General features: G+C 48.7%; 12 protein-coding genes. 4 read left to right on the top strand and 8 right to left on the bottom strand.

Features of this window, described 5'->3' with window-relative positions; translation table 11 throughout:
* Nucleotides 1-367 precede the first annotated feature (367 nt).
* A complete protein-coding gene (locus HMPREF2560_RS05430; RefSeq protein WP_070873762.1) occupies nucleotides 368-742 on the bottom strand; it encodes an Mth938-like domain-containing protein in 375 nt (124 codons plus the stop codon).
* Nucleotides 743-948: 206 nt separating this feature from the next.
* Here HMPREF2560_RS05430 and HMPREF2560_RS05425 point away from each other — a divergent pair, with 206 nt between their 5' ends.
* From HMPREF2560_RS05425 to HMPREF2560_RS05415, 3 genes are all read left to right on the top strand, one after another.
* Nucleotides 949-2,256, top strand: coding sequence for a homoserine dehydrogenase (locus tag HMPREF2560_RS05425; RefSeq protein WP_049330891.1), 1,308 nt, complete (start codon nucleotides 949-951; stop codon nucleotides 2,254-2,256).
* Nucleotides 2,249-2,683 (top strand): hypothetical protein, encoded by a 435-nt coding sequence (locus HMPREF2560_RS05420; protein ID WP_004520379.1) that lies wholly within the window; start codon nucleotides 2,249-2,251, stop codon nucleotides 2,681-2,683. The genes HMPREF2560_RS05425 and HMPREF2560_RS05420 overlap by 8 nt, the downstream gene beginning before the upstream one ends.
* Nucleotides 2,684-2,830: 147 nt before the next feature.
* Nucleotides 2,831-3,325 (top strand): hypothetical protein, encoded by a 495-nt coding sequence (locus HMPREF2560_RS05415; protein WP_070609031.1) that lies wholly within the window; start codon nucleotides 2,831-2,833, stop codon nucleotides 3,323-3,325.
* 46 nt (nucleotides 3,326-3,371) lie between these two features.
* Here the strand turns inward: HMPREF2560_RS05415 and HMPREF2560_RS05410 are convergent, their stop codons facing one another.
* A complete protein-coding gene (locus HMPREF2560_RS05410; RefSeq protein WP_070609003.1) occupies nucleotides 3,372-4,088 on the bottom strand; it encodes an S-methyl-5'-thioinosine phosphorylase in 717 nt (238 codons plus the stop codon).
* A 66-nt stretch (nucleotides 4,089-4,154) separates the two neighbouring features.
* Nucleotides 4,155-5,225, bottom strand: coding sequence for an AI-2E family transporter (locus HMPREF2560_RS05405; RefSeq protein ID WP_070609001.1), 1,071 nt, complete (start codon nucleotides 5,223-5,225; stop codon nucleotides 4,155-4,157).
* 204 nt (nucleotides 5,226-5,429) lie between these two features.
* Between HMPREF2560_RS05405 and purM the strand changes: the two genes are divergently transcribed.
* Nucleotides 5,430-6,464, top strand: a complete 1,035-nt coding sequence (gene purM, locus HMPREF2560_RS05400; protein WP_070735147.1) for a phosphoribosylformylglycinamidine cyclo-ligase — start codon at nucleotides 5,430-5,432, stop codon at nucleotides 6,462-6,464.
* Nucleotides 6,465-6,539: 75 nt separating this feature from the next.
* On the opposite strand, the gene HMPREF2560_RS05395 is transcribed toward purM, so the two are convergent.
* From HMPREF2560_RS05395 to prpB, 5 genes are all read right to left on the bottom strand, one after another.
* A complete protein-coding gene (locus HMPREF2560_RS05395; protein ID WP_070608999.1) occupies nucleotides 6,540-7,751 on the bottom strand; it encodes an acetate kinase in 1,212 nt (403 codons plus the stop codon).
* 213 nt (nucleotides 7,752-7,964) lie between these two features.
* The gene (prpF, locus tag HMPREF2560_RS05390; RefSeq protein ID WP_070608997.1) at nucleotides 7,965-9,134 is read right to left on the bottom strand and encodes a 2-methylaconitate cis-trans isomerase PrpF; all 1,170 of its coding nucleotides are present in this window, start codon (nucleotides 9,132-9,134) and stop codon (nucleotides 7,965-7,967) included.
* Between the two features lie 117 nt (nucleotides 9,135-9,251).
* Nucleotides 9,252-11,858, bottom strand: a complete 2,607-nt coding sequence (acnD, locus tag HMPREF2560_RS05385; protein ID WP_070608995.1) for a Fe/S-dependent 2-methylisocitrate dehydratase AcnD — start codon at nucleotides 11,856-11,858, stop codon at nucleotides 9,252-9,254.
* A gap of 401 nt (nucleotides 11,859-12,259) precedes the next feature.
* Nucleotides 12,260-13,414 carry a bifunctional 2-methylcitrate synthase/citrate synthase gene (prpC, locus tag HMPREF2560_RS05380; RefSeq protein WP_070583901.1) on the bottom strand — a complete coding sequence of 385 codons (1,155 nt, stop codon included), beginning with the start codon at nucleotides 13,412-13,414 and terminating at the stop codon, nucleotides 12,260-12,262.
* A gap of 84 nt (nucleotides 13,415-13,498) precedes the next feature.
* Nucleotides 13,499-14,374, bottom strand: a complete 876-nt coding sequence (gene prpB / locus HMPREF2560_RS05375; RefSeq protein ID WP_002233567.1) for a methylisocitrate lyase — start codon at nucleotides 14,372-14,374, stop codon at nucleotides 13,499-13,501.
* Nucleotides 14,375-14,865: the final 491 nt, after the last annotated feature.

The raw sequence follows: 14,865 nt of genomic DNA, 5'->3' as shown, positions 1-14,865 counted from the left end.
CAAAGCCATCTGAAGGCGATGTGTTTGAACCTCTTAAAGGTAGCTAACAGGCTAATTGCGCCAGTTGTCACCTTAATTATCGAGTAATGAAGTCGAGTAGGGAGCAGGGAGCCTTAGTACGATACCAAGTACCTTCATATTCCTTGAGAAGAAGTACCTTGTACTAGACATACTTAGAAAAAGTGTTCCGCTAGTTGCAAGATGTGATTTTTTTAAATCTGGAGGCAGGAATCTCATTGTGAACGTAGAAGTTCTTCTTTAATAAGAGAAACAGGAGTTGGCAGGCTAAAATACTAGTATTATGAATTTAACATAATATAAATTATGCGAACCTAAGCTAGCATGATGCAATAGTCTTTTCTGCAAATTATGGCCACAACCAAGCCCATGCGCTTCGTCCTTCGCCTTGCAGCAAAACTAAAGTTCGGCAAGCTGAGGCTGTATTCATGCATTCGAGGCCGATTCCGTAGGCTGATAAGGCTGCAGCAACTTTGGGATGCAGAAATTTTTGTTTTTCTCCTGTACCTATAATAATGACTTCTGGACGGTTTTCTGCTGTTTCAATTGCTGATATAAAAATTTGTTCGTTTAATTCTTCGATGGTTGTTTGAGGAATGATGCTCACTTTGCCATCTTGCCAGCAAATGGGTTCTGAGTATGCTTGTTCACCGATTTGCAATATGCCTTGTGAGGATGAAAAAAATGATGTGGCTTCATCGATATGGTTTTCTGTGATTTTCATGGCAATTCCTGTTTTTATGGTAGAACGATTTTTCAGACGGCCTTGGGAAACTTGCAAAAAAAGGTGCAAAATCAAGCAATATCAGGTAGGATTCAACGTTTGACCTTGTGCATTGATGCTTTGCTCTGAATTTACGATTGCAAGCGATTATAACAAGCCTTGGTTTTTCGTGATTATTTTAAAGTATCGGCTCAAAAGGAGACACAATGAAGCCAGTAAATATCGGTCTTTTAGGTTTGGGTACAGTCGGTGGCGGTACAGCCACTGTATTGCAGGACAACGCTGCGGAAATCAGCCGCCGCTTGGGACGTGAAGTCCGTATTTCTGCTGTTTGTGATTTGAGCGAAGAAAAAGCCAAACAAATTTGCCCGAATGCTGCTTTTATCAAAGATCCGTTTGAGCTGGTTCAACATCAAGATGTTGATGTTGTTGTTGAATTGTTTGGAGGCACCGGTATTGCCAAAGATGCGGTATTGAAAGCGATTGAAAACGGTAAACACATTGTTACTGCCAATAAAAAACTGCTGGCTGAATACGGCAATGAAATTTTTCCTTTGGCAGAAGAAAAAAATGTCATGGTACAGTTTGAAGCTGCTGTTGCCGGCGGTATCCCTATTATCAAGGCTTTGCGTGAAGGCTTGGCTGCGAACCAAATCCGCAGTATTGCCGGTATTATTAATGGTACCAGCAACTTCATTCTTACTGAAATGCGTGAAAAAGGCAGCGCGTTTGCAGACGTCTTGAAAGAAGCTCAGGCTTTGGGCTATGCAGAAGCTGACCCTACTTTTGATATCGAAGGTCATGATGCCGGCCATAAAATTACGATTATGAGCGCATTGGCATTTGGTACGCCGATGAACTTTTCTGCCTGCTATTTGGAAGGCATCAGCAAACTCGACAGCCGCGATATCAAATACGCTGAAGAACTTGGCTATCGTATCAAGTTGTTGGGTATTACCCGTAAAACCGACAAAGGCATCGAGTTGCGCGTACACCCTACTCTGATTCCTGAAAGCCGTTTACTGGCTAACGTTAACGGCGTGATGAATGCTGTCCGTGTCAATGCCGATATGGTTGGTGAAACCTTGTATTACGGTGCAGGAGCCGGTGCATTGCCGACTGCTTCTGCCGTGGTTGCCGACATCATTGATATTGCCCGCCTAATTGAAGCGGAAACTGACCATCGTGTTCCTCACTTGGCATTCCAACCTTCACAAGTTCAAGCGCAAAATATTCTGCCTATGGATGAAATCACCAGCAGCTACTATCTGCGCGTTCAAGCAACTGACGAACCGGGCACTTTGGGTCAAATTGCCGCCCTCTTGGCCAAAGAAAATGTTTCTATCGAGGCTCTGATTCAAAAAGGTGTGATTAATCAAAGTACTGCCGAAATTGTGATTCTGACCCATACCACAGTGGAACACAACGTCAAACGTGCTATCGCAGCGATTGAAGCACTGAGTTGCGTGGATGCTCCGATCACCATGATCCGCATGGAAAGCCTGCATGACTGAGCAACAAACGGAAAGGCCGTCTGAAGAGCAACTGGCAGCTAGAAAGAAAGCCAAGGCAAAAATCCGCACCATTCGCATTTGGGCATGGATTATTTTGTCTTTGCTGGCTCTGACTGCCCTGCTCTCACAATGCGCCATGAACAAGCCGCAGATGAAACAAAATGTGGTGGAGTCTTGCGTAAAAAACATTCCTTTTGCTGAAAAATGGCAAACTGATTTGAAGGCAAAAGGTTTGGATGCGCAAAACGAGAAATTGGCTCAAGACTATTGTGTCTGTATGTGGGATCAGCCCTTAAGCAAACTCTCTGACGAACAAATCCGAAACTTCGGCAAAATCAGCCCAGAGGAGCAACTCAAGCTCTTGGGTGGCGCGGAAGCTTTTGAGGCACGCGATAAGCAATGCGTGGCTGATTTAAAGGCTGAGTAAACCAAAATATGGGTTTAAGCCAAAGGCTACAAGGCCGTCTGAACAACAGACGGCCTTTCTTATATTGAATAAATAGTAATAAGAATTGATTTCATTATATTTTAAGTTTAAGATAGCTTGGTTAATTGCTTTTCTATGGTTGTTGCCATGCGCTACCACTTTCCTATTGCCATTGATATTTATGATTTTTTGTATACCGGCCGGTTTGATTATCTGGAAATCGGACAATCAGCAGAGTCTATTTTGCAGATGTTTCCTGCGCCTGATTGCGTTCCTAAAGGCTTGTTGGTACAAAAAGGCTGGAATATTTGGCTTTATGGCGATATCGAACTGCATTTCTCCGACAATCGTTTGACACAGATTCGCGCTGATTTTCAGCCTGATGCTGCATTAAGCGGCGGCCGTTGGGTAAAGTTGAATCCATGGTTTTTTGCAAATGGCTGCCTTGATGTATACGCTGTCATTCAACGCTTGGTGCAACGCAATATCGATTTTATTAAAACGGAAACGCATACCAATTTGATTTTGCAGTTGCAAAGTGGGGTTGAATTGATTTTTGAAAAATGTCAGGGTATGAAACTTGCCTCGTTCCGCAAACAAAAAGCCTCCCTGCCCCATTGGGCGCGTGAAACGGCTTCTTAAATAAAACAATGCCATCTGAAAACATCATTTCAGACGGCATGATCAATTACAAACCATTCAATAATTGTCGGATTTTCGTCATCGCCATAGAAGTCTGTTCATTACAGCCCACAGTCCCTACTCCGCTATCAAAGCAATCAATGCTACTGACGCTGCAAAAGTGGGCATAGGCCATTTTCAACTCTCTGGCCAAAACGGCTTCGGGCATGCCGGTCATACCGAGTACATCTACGCCGTCACGTCGATAACGGGCGATTTCTGCGCGAGTTGGACGGCGCGGACCTTGCAGGCAGCCATAAACGGCAGAATCGTAAATCGGCACATTGTGTGCTTTCGTGATATTTAACAATTCTTGTCGCAATTCATCGCAATAAGGGTTGAAAAAATCGGTATGGACAACCGGACATTCTTGGCCTTCAAAAAAAGTATCTTTGCGGCCATAGGTATAGTCGATCAAATCGTCCGGCAACACCAAACTGCCGTTTTCAAAATCGGGGTTGATACCGACAACTGAAGAAATGGCAATGATGTTTTCGACGCCTAAAGAATGTAACGCCCAGATATTAGCGCGGTAGTTGATTTCATGCGGCGCGATGGTATGGCTGAAGCCGTGTCGGGCAAGGAAAACAATATCCAAGCGCCCCAACCTGCCGAACAAAATAGGGCTGCTGGTTAAGCCGTATGGAGTGCGTACAATTTTTCGTTCAGTAATTTCGAGTTCCGGCAGTTTGGTCAAACCGCTGCCGCCGATAATGGCTAACATATAGACTTCCTTTGTTATCAATGGCCGTCTGAAACTTGGATTTCAGACGGCCTTAATATTATTGATTTATTTATGTTTGTAGAAACGGCTGCCGAAATAAGCAGATGCGCCTTCACGCAATAAAACCAACGTGACGGCTGCAAGTGGCAGGCCGGCAAGCATACCGACAAAACCCATCAGCTGTCCGAAAGCCATCAACGAGAAAATCACCCAGAACGGAGACAAACCGATGCGGTCGCCGACGATTTTAGGCGTAATGAAAAAGCTTTCCAAGAATTGTCCGACACCGAATACAGCCCAAACCATCAACAACCCCTGCCATGAGCCATATTGCAAAAGCGCGGCAACTGTTGCCAGCAAAAGGCCGGTAAATGCACCCAAATACGGAATAAATACCAAAATACCGGCAATCATACCGATGGCAAAGCCGGAATCCAAACCGACCAGCATCAAGCCCAAGCCATAGACCAAGCCCATAATCATCATAACCATCAGCTGGCCACGCAGAAACTCGCCCAAAACTTCATCCATATTGCCGCTGATACGCGTGTAGGTCTCGATAAAACGGCGTGGAACCAATTTGCTGATTCCGGAAGACCAACGTTTCCAGTCCAACAAGAAGTAATACAGCAGCAAAGGCAGCAACACCAAATTGCTGACACCGCTGATGACGTTACCGCTCTGACGCATCAAGGTCGGAATCCATTCTTTGAGCGTATTGCTCAACTCATCAGTATGCGACTGCAACCATGCGATGATTGATTCTTGATCGATTTGAATATAATCCCCACTGACGCTGTTGAGCCACGGCAGCAGTTTGTTTTGAACAAAGCCTACGATTTGCGGCAGGCGTTCAGCCAGATTGTTAAACTGGTTCAACAACATAGGTACGATAATCAGCACCAACGACAGCAATATCAGCAAAGCCAGTGCCATAATAATCATGGAGGCCGGCGCGCGGCGGATACGCTTCAATTGCAGCCACTCGACCAAGGGATTCAAAACATAGGCCAAAACGGCGGCCACGATAAACGGCGTCAAAACATCGCCTAAGGCATATAAAAGCCAAATAAAGGCTGCGATAACGCAAGCCATAATAATCCACGGTTTTGCGCCGCGCGCTTTCTTTTGATACATAAAAAGGTATTTCCCAATTGATGTTTAAGGTTTTCAAAATCAATAAGCAGTATAACAGATTCGCAAAGGCCGTCTGAAAGCGCGACGGCTATTTAAGATAAAATAAAAATTGTTGACAATAATGCCAAAAAATTCAGCCTGAATCCTCTAATTTAAGATAAAATACGCTCCGACAATCTACCCATACCCGAATAAGGAAATCCAATGAGCACTTCTTTGAGCTATCGTGACGCAGGCGTGGATATCGACGCAGGCGATCAACTGGTCGAAAACATTAAACCTTTTGCCAAGCGTACTATGCGCCCTGAAGTGTTGGGTGATTTGGGCGGTTTCGGCGCTTTGGTCGAAATCGGCAAAAAATACAAAAATCCGGTATTGGTTTCCGGTACGGACGGTGTCGGCACCAAGCTGAAACTGGCATTCGACTGGGACAAACACGATACTGTCGGCATCGATTTGGTTGCAATGAGCGTCAACGACATTTTGGTCCAAGGTGCAGAACCTTTGTTTTTCTTGGACTATTTCGCTTGCGGCAAGCTGGACGTTGCCCGCGCGACTGATGTGATTAAAGGCATTGCCCAAGGCTGCGAAGAATCCGGTTGCGCTTTGATTGGCGGTGAAACTGCCGAAATGCCGGGCATGTATCCCGAAGGAGAATACGACTTGGCAGGTTTTGCCGTCGGCGTGGTTGAAAAAGAACGCGTGATTAACGGCCGCAGCATTCAGTCCGGAGACGTTGTTTTGGGCTTGGCTTCCAACGGCGCACACTCCAACGGCTACTCTTTGGTACGCAAAATCATCGAGCGCGACAATCCTGATTTGGATACGGAATTTGACAACGGCAAAACCTTGCGCGAAGCCATCATCGCCCCTACCCGCCTGTATGTGAAACCTATCCTTGCCGCTTTGGAAAAATTCACCATTAAAGGCATGGCCCATATTACCGGCGGCGGCATTACCGAAAACGTACCTCGCGTTTTGCCTGAAAATACCGTTGCACAAATCGATGCCAAAGCGTGGGAATTGCCTAAACTGTTCCAATGGCTGCAAAAAGCAGGCAATGTGGAAACCCAAGAAATGTACCGTACCTTCAACTGCGGTATCGGCATGGTCGTTATCATTGCCAAAGAAGATGCCGATGCGGTACAGGCATTCTTGAGCGAACAAGGCGAAACCGTTTACCGTTTGGGCGCAGTTCGTGAGCGCAACGGCGACGAGCATCAAACCCAAGTGGCTTGATTGAGTTGAAATTAAAAAAAGTGCGGATGATGAATCCGCACTTTTTATTGTTTATGGTCTAGGAAAATCTTCGCCCTAGCCTGCTTCTTCCATAAAGCCGGCCAATTGAGCCGTATCGTGGGCAATCATCAGCTCTTCATTGGTTGGAACGACCAACACAGCCGGCGAAGAATCAGTCGGGCTGATAATGCCTGAATTGCCGTAGCGTTTTTCCATATTGGCTTTGGTGTCGATGTGCAGACCCAAGAAATCAAGATAGGAAACGGTTTTGGCACGGATGTTACGCGAGTTTTCGCCAATACCGCCGGTAAACACGAGTGCGTCAACGCCGCCACAAGCCACAGCCATCGAAGCAATGTATTTGGCAAGGCGGTAAGTCATGACTTCCAGGGCCAAACGCGCACCTTCGTGACCTTCGTCCGCCGCGATTTCCAAAGAACGACAGTCGTTGGAGAGTTCGGAAATACCGAGCAAACCTGATTTTTTGTTCAGCATTTCATCAACTTGGGCAACATCCAAACCGGTTTGTGAAGTCAGATAGCTGTATACGCCCGGGTCGATGTCGCCGCAACGTGTACCCATTACCAAGCCTTCGATCGGCGTGAAGCCCATACTGGTGTCAACGGATTTGCCGTTTTTGATGGCGGTAATGGATGCGCCGTTGCCTAAGTGGGCAATAATCATGCGGATGTCTTCCAGAGGTTTGCCCAAGATACGTGCGGCTTCAGGGGCAACGTAACGCATACTGGTACCGTGGAAACCGTAGCGGCGGAAAGCGTATTTTTTACGCAATTCGCGCGGAACGGCATAAGTGTAGGCGCGCTCCGGCATGGTTTGGTGGAACGAAGTATCCATCACGCCGACATTGGGCAGGCCCGGGAAATGCTCTTGCGCAGCCAAAATGCCGTTGATATTGGCAGGATTATGCAGCGGAGCGAGCGGAATGCAGGTATTGAGTTCGTCCATTACTGCTTGATCGATCAAAACAGATTCGCTGTATTTTTCGCCGCCGTGGGCGATGCGGTGGCCGATGGCTTTAATGCGGTCGTGCAGGCCGTGTTTTTCAAGCTCTTTCAACAGCATACCTACTGCACCAGCATGATCGTTACGGCCGGTCAAAGCTGTTTGGCATTTTTTGCCGTCTTTGCTGAACGTAATGACTGCTTCGGGCGTACCCAAACGTTCGCCGAGACAGCTTAAGAGAACTTTACCGTTTTTACGGTCGATAACGGCACCTTTAAGTGAAGAGCTGCCGCAGTTCAGAACAAGAATGAGTTGGTTGGACATGGTGTTTCTCCTTTGAATTTTTGATTGTTTTTTTGGCTTCAGGCCGTCTGAAAAGAGCAAGAACATTTGAGAGCTTTCCAGATTGCCTTTGGTTTGGTGTTTAGTCAGGCTTTATGCCCAACCATAATCTCCATTGCAGGTATCGCTACCCGACTAAAATCTGCTTATTGGGTTTTCAGACGGCCTTGTTTAATGGCGTGGCCGTCTGAAAACTTAAAAGCAATCTTCCGGCACTCGGACTTGTCCTTCCATAATCACGCGTGCGCTACGGCTCATGACCGCTTTGGTGGCCGTCCATTGTCCGTTCTGACATTCGGCGGCGGCACCGACACGCAGTGTGCCTGACGGATGACCGAAACGGACTTCTTTACGCGCTCCGCCTCCGGCTGCAAGGTTGACCAGCGTACCGGGCACGGCGGCAGCGGTAGCGATGGCGACTGAAGCGGTACCCATCATGGCGTGGTGCAATTTGCCCATGCTCAGCGCGCGTACCAATAAGTCGATGTCGGCAGCTTTGACGGTTTTACCGCTTGAAGCGGTGTAATCGGCCGCAGGGGCGACAAAAGCGACTTTCGGAGTATGGGCGCGGGTGGCGGCTTCGGATACATCGCTGATCAAGCCCATTTTCAGCGCACCATACGCGCGGATGGTTTCAAATTTTTCCAAAGCCGCAGCATCGTTGTTGATGTCGTCTTGCAACTCTTTGCCTGTGTAGCCCAAATCTGCGGCATTCAGGAAAACGGTTGGAATACCGGCATTGATAAGCGTGGCTTTCAGACGGCCTATATTCGGCACATCAATTTCATCAACCAAATTGCCGGTTGGGAACATACTGCCTTCGCCGTCGGCCGGATCAAGAAATTCGATTTGTACTTCGGCTGCCGGGAACGTTACGCCGTCGAGCTCAAAATCGCCTGTTTCCAAAACTGCGCCGTTTTGCATCGGTACATGGGCAATAATGGTTTTGCCGATGTTTTTCTGCCAGATTTTGACGGTACATAGTCCGTCTGAAGGGATTTTGGATTTATCGACCAAGCCTTGTTCGATGGCAAATGCACCCACGGCGGCGGTCAGATTGCCACAGTTGCCGCTCCAATCGACAAAAGGTTTGTCGATGGAAACTTGTCCGAACAAGTAATCGACATCGTGATCAGCGCGTTCGGATTTGTCCAAAATCACGGCTTTGCTGGTGGACGAACTGGCATTGCCCAAACCGTCAATCTGTTTGCCGTAAGGGTCGGGGCTGCCGAGTACGCGCAAGAGGATTTTGTCGCGTGCCTCGCCTGCTTCCTGCGCAGCGGCCGGCAGATCGGTGCGTTTGAAGAAAATGCCTTTAGATGTACCGCCGCGGTAGTAAACGGCTGGAATTTTAATTTGCGGCATTTTGAGTTCTCCTTTGTATTTCTAGTATGTTTTTTTCAGACGGCCTCTCAAACATTCGAGGCCGTCTGAAAACCTTTTTGAGCGTAGCCCAGACATTTTAACTATGCCCGATTTACCTTACGCTGCATTTCCTTCTAAGAAGTCTTGTGCGAAACGTTGCAACACGCCACCGGCTTCATATACCAACACTTCTTCTGCAGTATCGAGGCGGCAGGTAACCGGAACTTCGACGGTTTCGCCGTTTTTACGGTGAATCACAAGGGTCAGGTCGCAGCGCGGTGTGCGTTCGCCGACAACGTCGTAGGTTTCCGTACCGTCCAGTTGCAGGGTGTGGCGGTTGGTACCCGGTTTGAACTGCAGCGGCAACACGCCCATACCGATCAAGTTGGTGCGGTGGATACGCTCGAAGCCTTCGGCAACAATCGCTTCCACGCCGGCTAGGCGTACGCCTTTTGCAGCCCAGTCGCGGCTTGAGCCTTGACCGTAGTCCGCACCGGCAATGATGATGAGCGGCTGTTTGCGGTTCATATAGGTTTCGATGGCTTCCCACATACGCATGGTTTGGCCTTCTGGTTCAACGCGTGCCAGCGAACCTTGGCGTACGCTGCCGTCTTCGTTTCTCACCATTTCGTTAAACAGTTTCGGATTAGCGAAGGTTGCGCGTTGGGCAGTCAAGTGGTCGCCACGGTGGGTTGCGTAAGAGTTGAAGTCTTCTTCAGGCAAACCCATTTTCGCCAAATATTCGCCTGCGGCACTGCTGGCCAAAATCGCATTGGACGGCGAGAGGTGGTCGGTGGTGATGTTGTCGGGCAAAATCGCCAGCGGACGCATACCGCTCAACGTGCGTTCCCCTGCCAATGCGCCTTCCCAATAGGGCGGACGGCGGATGTAGGTGGACATTGGACGCCAGTCGTACAGCGGGCTTGGTGCTTTTTGCGCTGTCCCGGTGTCGAACATCGGAATATAAACATCGCGGAATTGTTGCGGTTTCACATATTCGGCAACAATGGCATCGATTTCTTCGTCGGTCGGCCAGATATCTTTCAGGCGGATTTCGCGGCCGTCTGCAACGCCGAGTACGTCGTTTTCAATATCGAAACGGATGCTGCCTGCCAACGCGTAGGCAACGACCAACGGAGGCGAAGCAAGGAAAGCCTGTTTCGCATACGGATGGATACGGCCGTCAAAGTTGCGATTACCGGACAATACGGCGGTAGCGTACAAATCGCGGTCGATGATTTCTTTCTGGATTTTTGGATCCAGCGCGCCGCTCATGCCGTTACAGGTGGTACATGCGAAGGCAACGATACCGAAGCCTAGTTTTTCCATTTCAGGCAGCAGGCCTGCTTCTTTCAAATAGATTTCGGCTACTTTGGAACCCGGGGCAAATGAAGATTTCACCCAAGGTTTGCGTTTCAAGCCAAGACGGTTGGCATTGCGTGCCAACAGCGCGGCGGCGACAACGTTACGCGGATTGGAAGTATTGGTACACGAAGTAATCGCGGCAATAATCACTGCTCCGTCAGGCATTTGGCCGTCTGAAGGCTCTTCATAAGATTTAGCCAAGCCTTTGCTGGCCAAATCGGCGGTCGCAAAACGGGCATGCGGATTACTTGGACCTGCCATGTTGCGCGTTACGCTGCTCAAATCAAATTTCAATACGCGCGGATAAACGGCGGTTTTCAAGGCATCTGCCCACAAACCTGCGGTTTTGGCGTAGGTTTCCACCAATTTCACCTGCTCATCATCGCGACCGGTCAGTTTCAAATAATCAATGGTTTGCTCATCAATAGCGAACATCGCGGCAGTCGCGCCGAACTCAGGAGTCATATTGGAAATAGTGGCACGGTCGCCGATGGACAGGCTTCTTGCGCCCTCGCCGAAAAATTCAACAAATGCGCCAACCACGCGCTCTTTACGCAAGAATTCGGTCAGTGCCAACACGATGTCTGTGGCAGTAATGCCCGGCTGGCGTTTGCCGGTCAGCTCAACGCCGACAATATCAGGCAGACGCATCATGGATGCACGGCCCAGCATCACGGTTTCGGCTTCCAAACCGCCCACGCCTACGGAAATCACGCCCAATGAATCGACGTGCGGCGTATGTGAGTCTGTACCGACGCAGGTGTCGGGGAACGCTACACCGTTTTTGACTTGGACAACCGGCGACATTTTTTCCAAGTTGATTTGGTGCATAATGCCGTTGCCCGCCGGAATCACGTCCACATTTTCAAATGCGGTTTTTGTCCAGTTGATGAAGTGGAAACGGTCTTCGTTACGTCTGTCTTCGATTTCGCGGTTTTTGCGGAAGGCATCAGGATCGTAACCGCCGCATTCAACGGCCAGAGAGTGATCAACGATGAGCTGGGTTTGCACCACAGGATTCACTTTGGAAGGATCGCCGCCTTTTTCGGCAATCGCATCGCGCAGACCTGCCAAATCCACCAACGCTGTCTGACCCAGAATATCGTGACACACCACGCGCGCCGGATACCAGGGGAAGTCGATTTCCTGTTTTCCCTCAATCAGCTGACCCAGCCAGCTTTGCAGTGTAGGCAGGTCGACTTTGTCTGCGCGGTTGACCAAGTTCTCAGCCAAGATACGGCTTGTGTACGGCAGCTTGTCGTAAGAGCCTGGTTTGATGTCTTCACACGCCTGACGCGCGTCGTAATATTCCAAATCCGTACCGGGTAAAGCTTTGCGGTAGCGTTGGTTGGCAGTCATGTCGGTTCTCCTAAATCTATTCTTTTTTTGGTTTTGGGGTTTCAGACGGCCTGTTGATTCGGACCTTAAGGCCGTCTGAAACCATAAATTCTGTTTTATTGCTTGTTGTCTGAAATCTATTCGCGGTATGAAAAAAAATTGCTGCTCCGCTACCATCATTCCCGTATAGACGGAAATCCAAACTTAAATCTTTCAGCACTCTTTACAGCAGAACATTTCAACTTTTGAATTTCTGCCTGCATGGGAATGACGACAGCAGAGCAGCATGTTTTCCAAACGGCCGGCTCTCTCTCTCGCATACTGCACTAGGCCGTCGAAAAACGAAAACATCATTTATTCATTGTTTTCAAACGGCATTTTGAGATGGGGTGGGCTGGCGGCCCACCCTGCTGTTACGCGTATTAGCGGTTTTCAATCTCCACGAATGCCAAATCTTCGGGGCCTGTGTAGTTTGCGCTCGGACGGATGATTTTGCCGTCTTTGCGTTGCTCGAGAACGTGTGCGCTCCAACCGGTTGTACGGGAAATCACGAACAGCGGTGTAAACATAGCGGTCGGTACGCCCAATTTTTGGTAGGAAACGGCAGAGAACCAGTCCAGATTCGGGAACATTTTTTTCTCTTCCCACATCACGCTTTCCAAGCGTTCGGCAATGTCAAAGAGGCGCATATCGCCGGTTTCTTTGCTCAAACCGCGTGCCACTTCTTTAATGACAACGTTGCGAGGGTCGGAGATGGTGTACACCGGATGACCGAAACCGATCACGATTTCTTTGCGGCCGATGCGTTCGCGGATGTCGGCTTCAGCTTCGTCGGCATTGCGGTAGCGTTTTTGGATGTCGTAGGCGACTTCGTTCGCTCCGCCGTGTTTCGGGCCTTTAAGCGCACCGATGGCGCCGGTGATGCAGGAATACATGTCCGACCCTGTACCGGCAATCACGCGGGCGGTGAAGGTGGAGGCGTTGAACTCGTGTTCCGCATACAGAATCAGCGAAACGTGCATGGCTTTGATGTGTGATTCGCTTGGGCGTTTGCCGTGCAACAGGTGCAGGAAATGACCGCCGATGGTCTCTTCGTCGCTTTCAACTTCAATGCGTTTGCCGTTGTGCGAATATTGATACCAGTACAGCAGGATGCTGCCGAGGCTGGCGATCAGTTTGTCGGCGATGTCGCGCGCTTCACTCTCCGGATGGCTTTCACGTTCAGGATGAACGCAGCCCAGCATGGATACGCCGGTACGCATCACGTCCATCGGATGGGTATGTGCAGGCAGGCTTTCCAAAACTTTGATCACACGGATAGGCAGGCCGCGCATGGATTTGAGCTTGGTTTTATAAGCAGCCAGCTCGAATTTGTTGGGCAGATGGCCGTGAATCAGCAGGTGGGCGACTTCTTCAAACTCGCATTTTTGTGCCAAATCCAAGATGTCGTAACCTCGATAGCTCAAATCGTTACCGGTACGGCCAACGGTACACAATTCGGTATTACCGGCCGCAACGCCAGAAAGCGCAACGGATTTTTTAGGTTTGAAAGTCGGGGTTTGAGTAGTTTCAGTCATGGTATTTCTCCTTTGTATTTTTATGGGTTTTATTTTTCAGACGGCCGATGCGGATTTGTTGAAAGGCCGTCTGAAAGCGGTTACTTATTTTTGAAACAATTTATCCAGTTTTTGCTCGAAGGCATGATAGTTCAGATGCTCGTACAGCTCGGCACGGGTTTGCATTGTGTCAACCACTGCGGCCTGAGTGCCATCACGCATAATCGCTTCATAAACATTCAGAGCGGCTTTACTTGCTGCGCGGAACGATGACAGCGGATACAGCACCAGTGACACGCCGTTTTCAGCCAGCTCGCTTTGGGTATAAAGCGGAGTGGAACCAAACTCGGTAATGTTGGCCAATACAGGTACTTTCACTGCGTCCGCAAATTGGCGGTACATTTTCAAATCGGTCATGGCTTCAGGGAAAATCATGTCCGCACCGGCTTCGACACAAGCCTGAGCGCGTTCGATAGCGGCATCCAAACCTTCTACCGCCAGCGCATCGGTACGCGCCATAATCACAAAGTTCTCATCAACACGCGCATCTACGGCAGCTTTGATACGGTCGACCATTTCATCTTTAGAAACGATGGCTTTGTTCGGACGGTGGCCGCAGCGTTTTTGCGCTACCTGATCTTCGATGTGAACCGCTGCAACACCAGCGCGTTCAAAGTTGCGAATAGTGCGGGCAATATTGAATGCACCACCCCAACCCACATCGATGTCCACCAGCAAAGGCGTATCCACGTTGTCCGTGATGCGTCGCGCGTCGATCAGCACATCTTCCATTGTGGTGATGCCCAAATCAGGGATACCGCAAGAGCAGGCTGCCACGCCACCGCCAGACAGATAGATTGCTTTGAAACCGCTTTGGGTGGCCAATCGTGCAAAGTAAGCATTGACGCAACCGACGACGGCTAGTGGATTCGATTCTTTCACGGCTTGACGGAAACGCGCTCCGGCAGAGTGTTGACTCATCATATTTCTCCTTTATAGACTTTTTTCAGTATTAATCGGACGGCTCGGTTTTTTCACAACTTGAAACAAACCGTTTAAAAAGAAACAATCGTTCTAAAAACTGTTTTCAGACGGCCTGTAAAATTTCAATCATCAACCATCTAAAAAATTTAAAATCAATAAATACAAATAGTTATCAAAACCAATAAATACAATAAGGCTGAAGCTAAGGTGTGCGTTTTTTAATTTTTATTAATCAAAATATGAATTCGATTGGAGATACAGATATTTTAAAACCCGAAGCGTTCGTAGGAATGCGGAAACTGGATTCGGGTTGAGAGCCTTCAGACCGTCGGGACTGCCAATAAGCTGGCGGCGACGGGAGCGGCAGAGACGGGAGAAAATCTATAACAAGAGAGAGTGGTTTGATACAGATTCATGATGATGTTCCTTTGTAGTGCGATGTAGTTTTTATTTATGGAAACAAATTTAAAAAATAAAACCGGTCTTGT

Source organism: Neisseria sp. HMSC078H04, from assembly GCF_001838135.1.
Classification (GTDB): Bacteria; Pseudomonadota; Gammaproteobacteria; order Burkholderiales; family Neisseriaceae; genus Neisseria.
This window is presented reverse-complemented; position numbering and strand designations above follow the sequence as displayed.

Bases quoted from the DNA above. Each gene is read 5' to 3' on its own strand.
- HMPREF2560_RS05430 (WP_070873762.1), bottom strand. From the start codon at position 742: ATGAAAATCACAGAAAACCATATCGATGAAGCCACATCATTTTTTTCA.
- HMPREF2560_RS05425 (WP_049330891.1), top strand. From the start codon at position 949: ATGAAGCCAGTAAATATCGGTCTTTTAGGTTTGGGTACAGTCGGTGGC.
- HMPREF2560_RS05420 (WP_004520379.1), top strand. From the start codon at position 2,249: ATGACTGAGCAACAAACGGAAAGGCCGTCTGAAGAGCAACTGGCAGCT.
- HMPREF2560_RS05415 (WP_070609031.1), top strand. From the start codon at position 2,831: ATGCGCTACCACTTTCCTATTGCCATTGATATTTATGATTTTTTGTAT.
- HMPREF2560_RS05410 (WP_070609003.1), bottom strand. From the start codon at position 4,088: ATGTTAGCCATTATCGGCGGCAGCGGTTTGACCAAACTGCCGGAACTC.
- HMPREF2560_RS05405 (WP_070609001.1), bottom strand. From the start codon at position 5,225: ATGTATCAAAAGAAAGCGCGCGGCGCAAAACCGTGGATTATTATGGCT.
- purM (WP_070735147.1), top strand. From the start codon at position 5,430: ATGAGCACTTCTTTGAGCTATCGTGACGCAGGCGTGGATATCGACGCA.
- HMPREF2560_RS05395 (WP_070608999.1), bottom strand. From the start codon at position 7,751: ATGTCCAACCAACTCATTCTTGTTCTGAACTGCGGCAGCTCTTCACTT.
- prpF (WP_070608997.1), bottom strand. From the start codon at position 9,134: ATGCCGCAAATTAAAATTCCAGCCGTTTACTACCGCGGCGGTACATCT.
- acnD (WP_070608995.1), bottom strand. From the start codon at position 11,858: ATGACTGCCAACCAACGCTACCGCAAAGCTTTACCCGGTACGGATTTG.
- prpC (WP_070583901.1), bottom strand. From the start codon at position 13,414: ATGACTGAAACTACTCAAACCCCGACTTTCAAACCTAAAAAATCCGTT.
- prpB (WP_002233567.1), bottom strand. From the start codon at position 14,374: ATGAGTCAACACTCTGCCGGAGCGCGTTTCCGTCAAGCCGTGAAAGAA.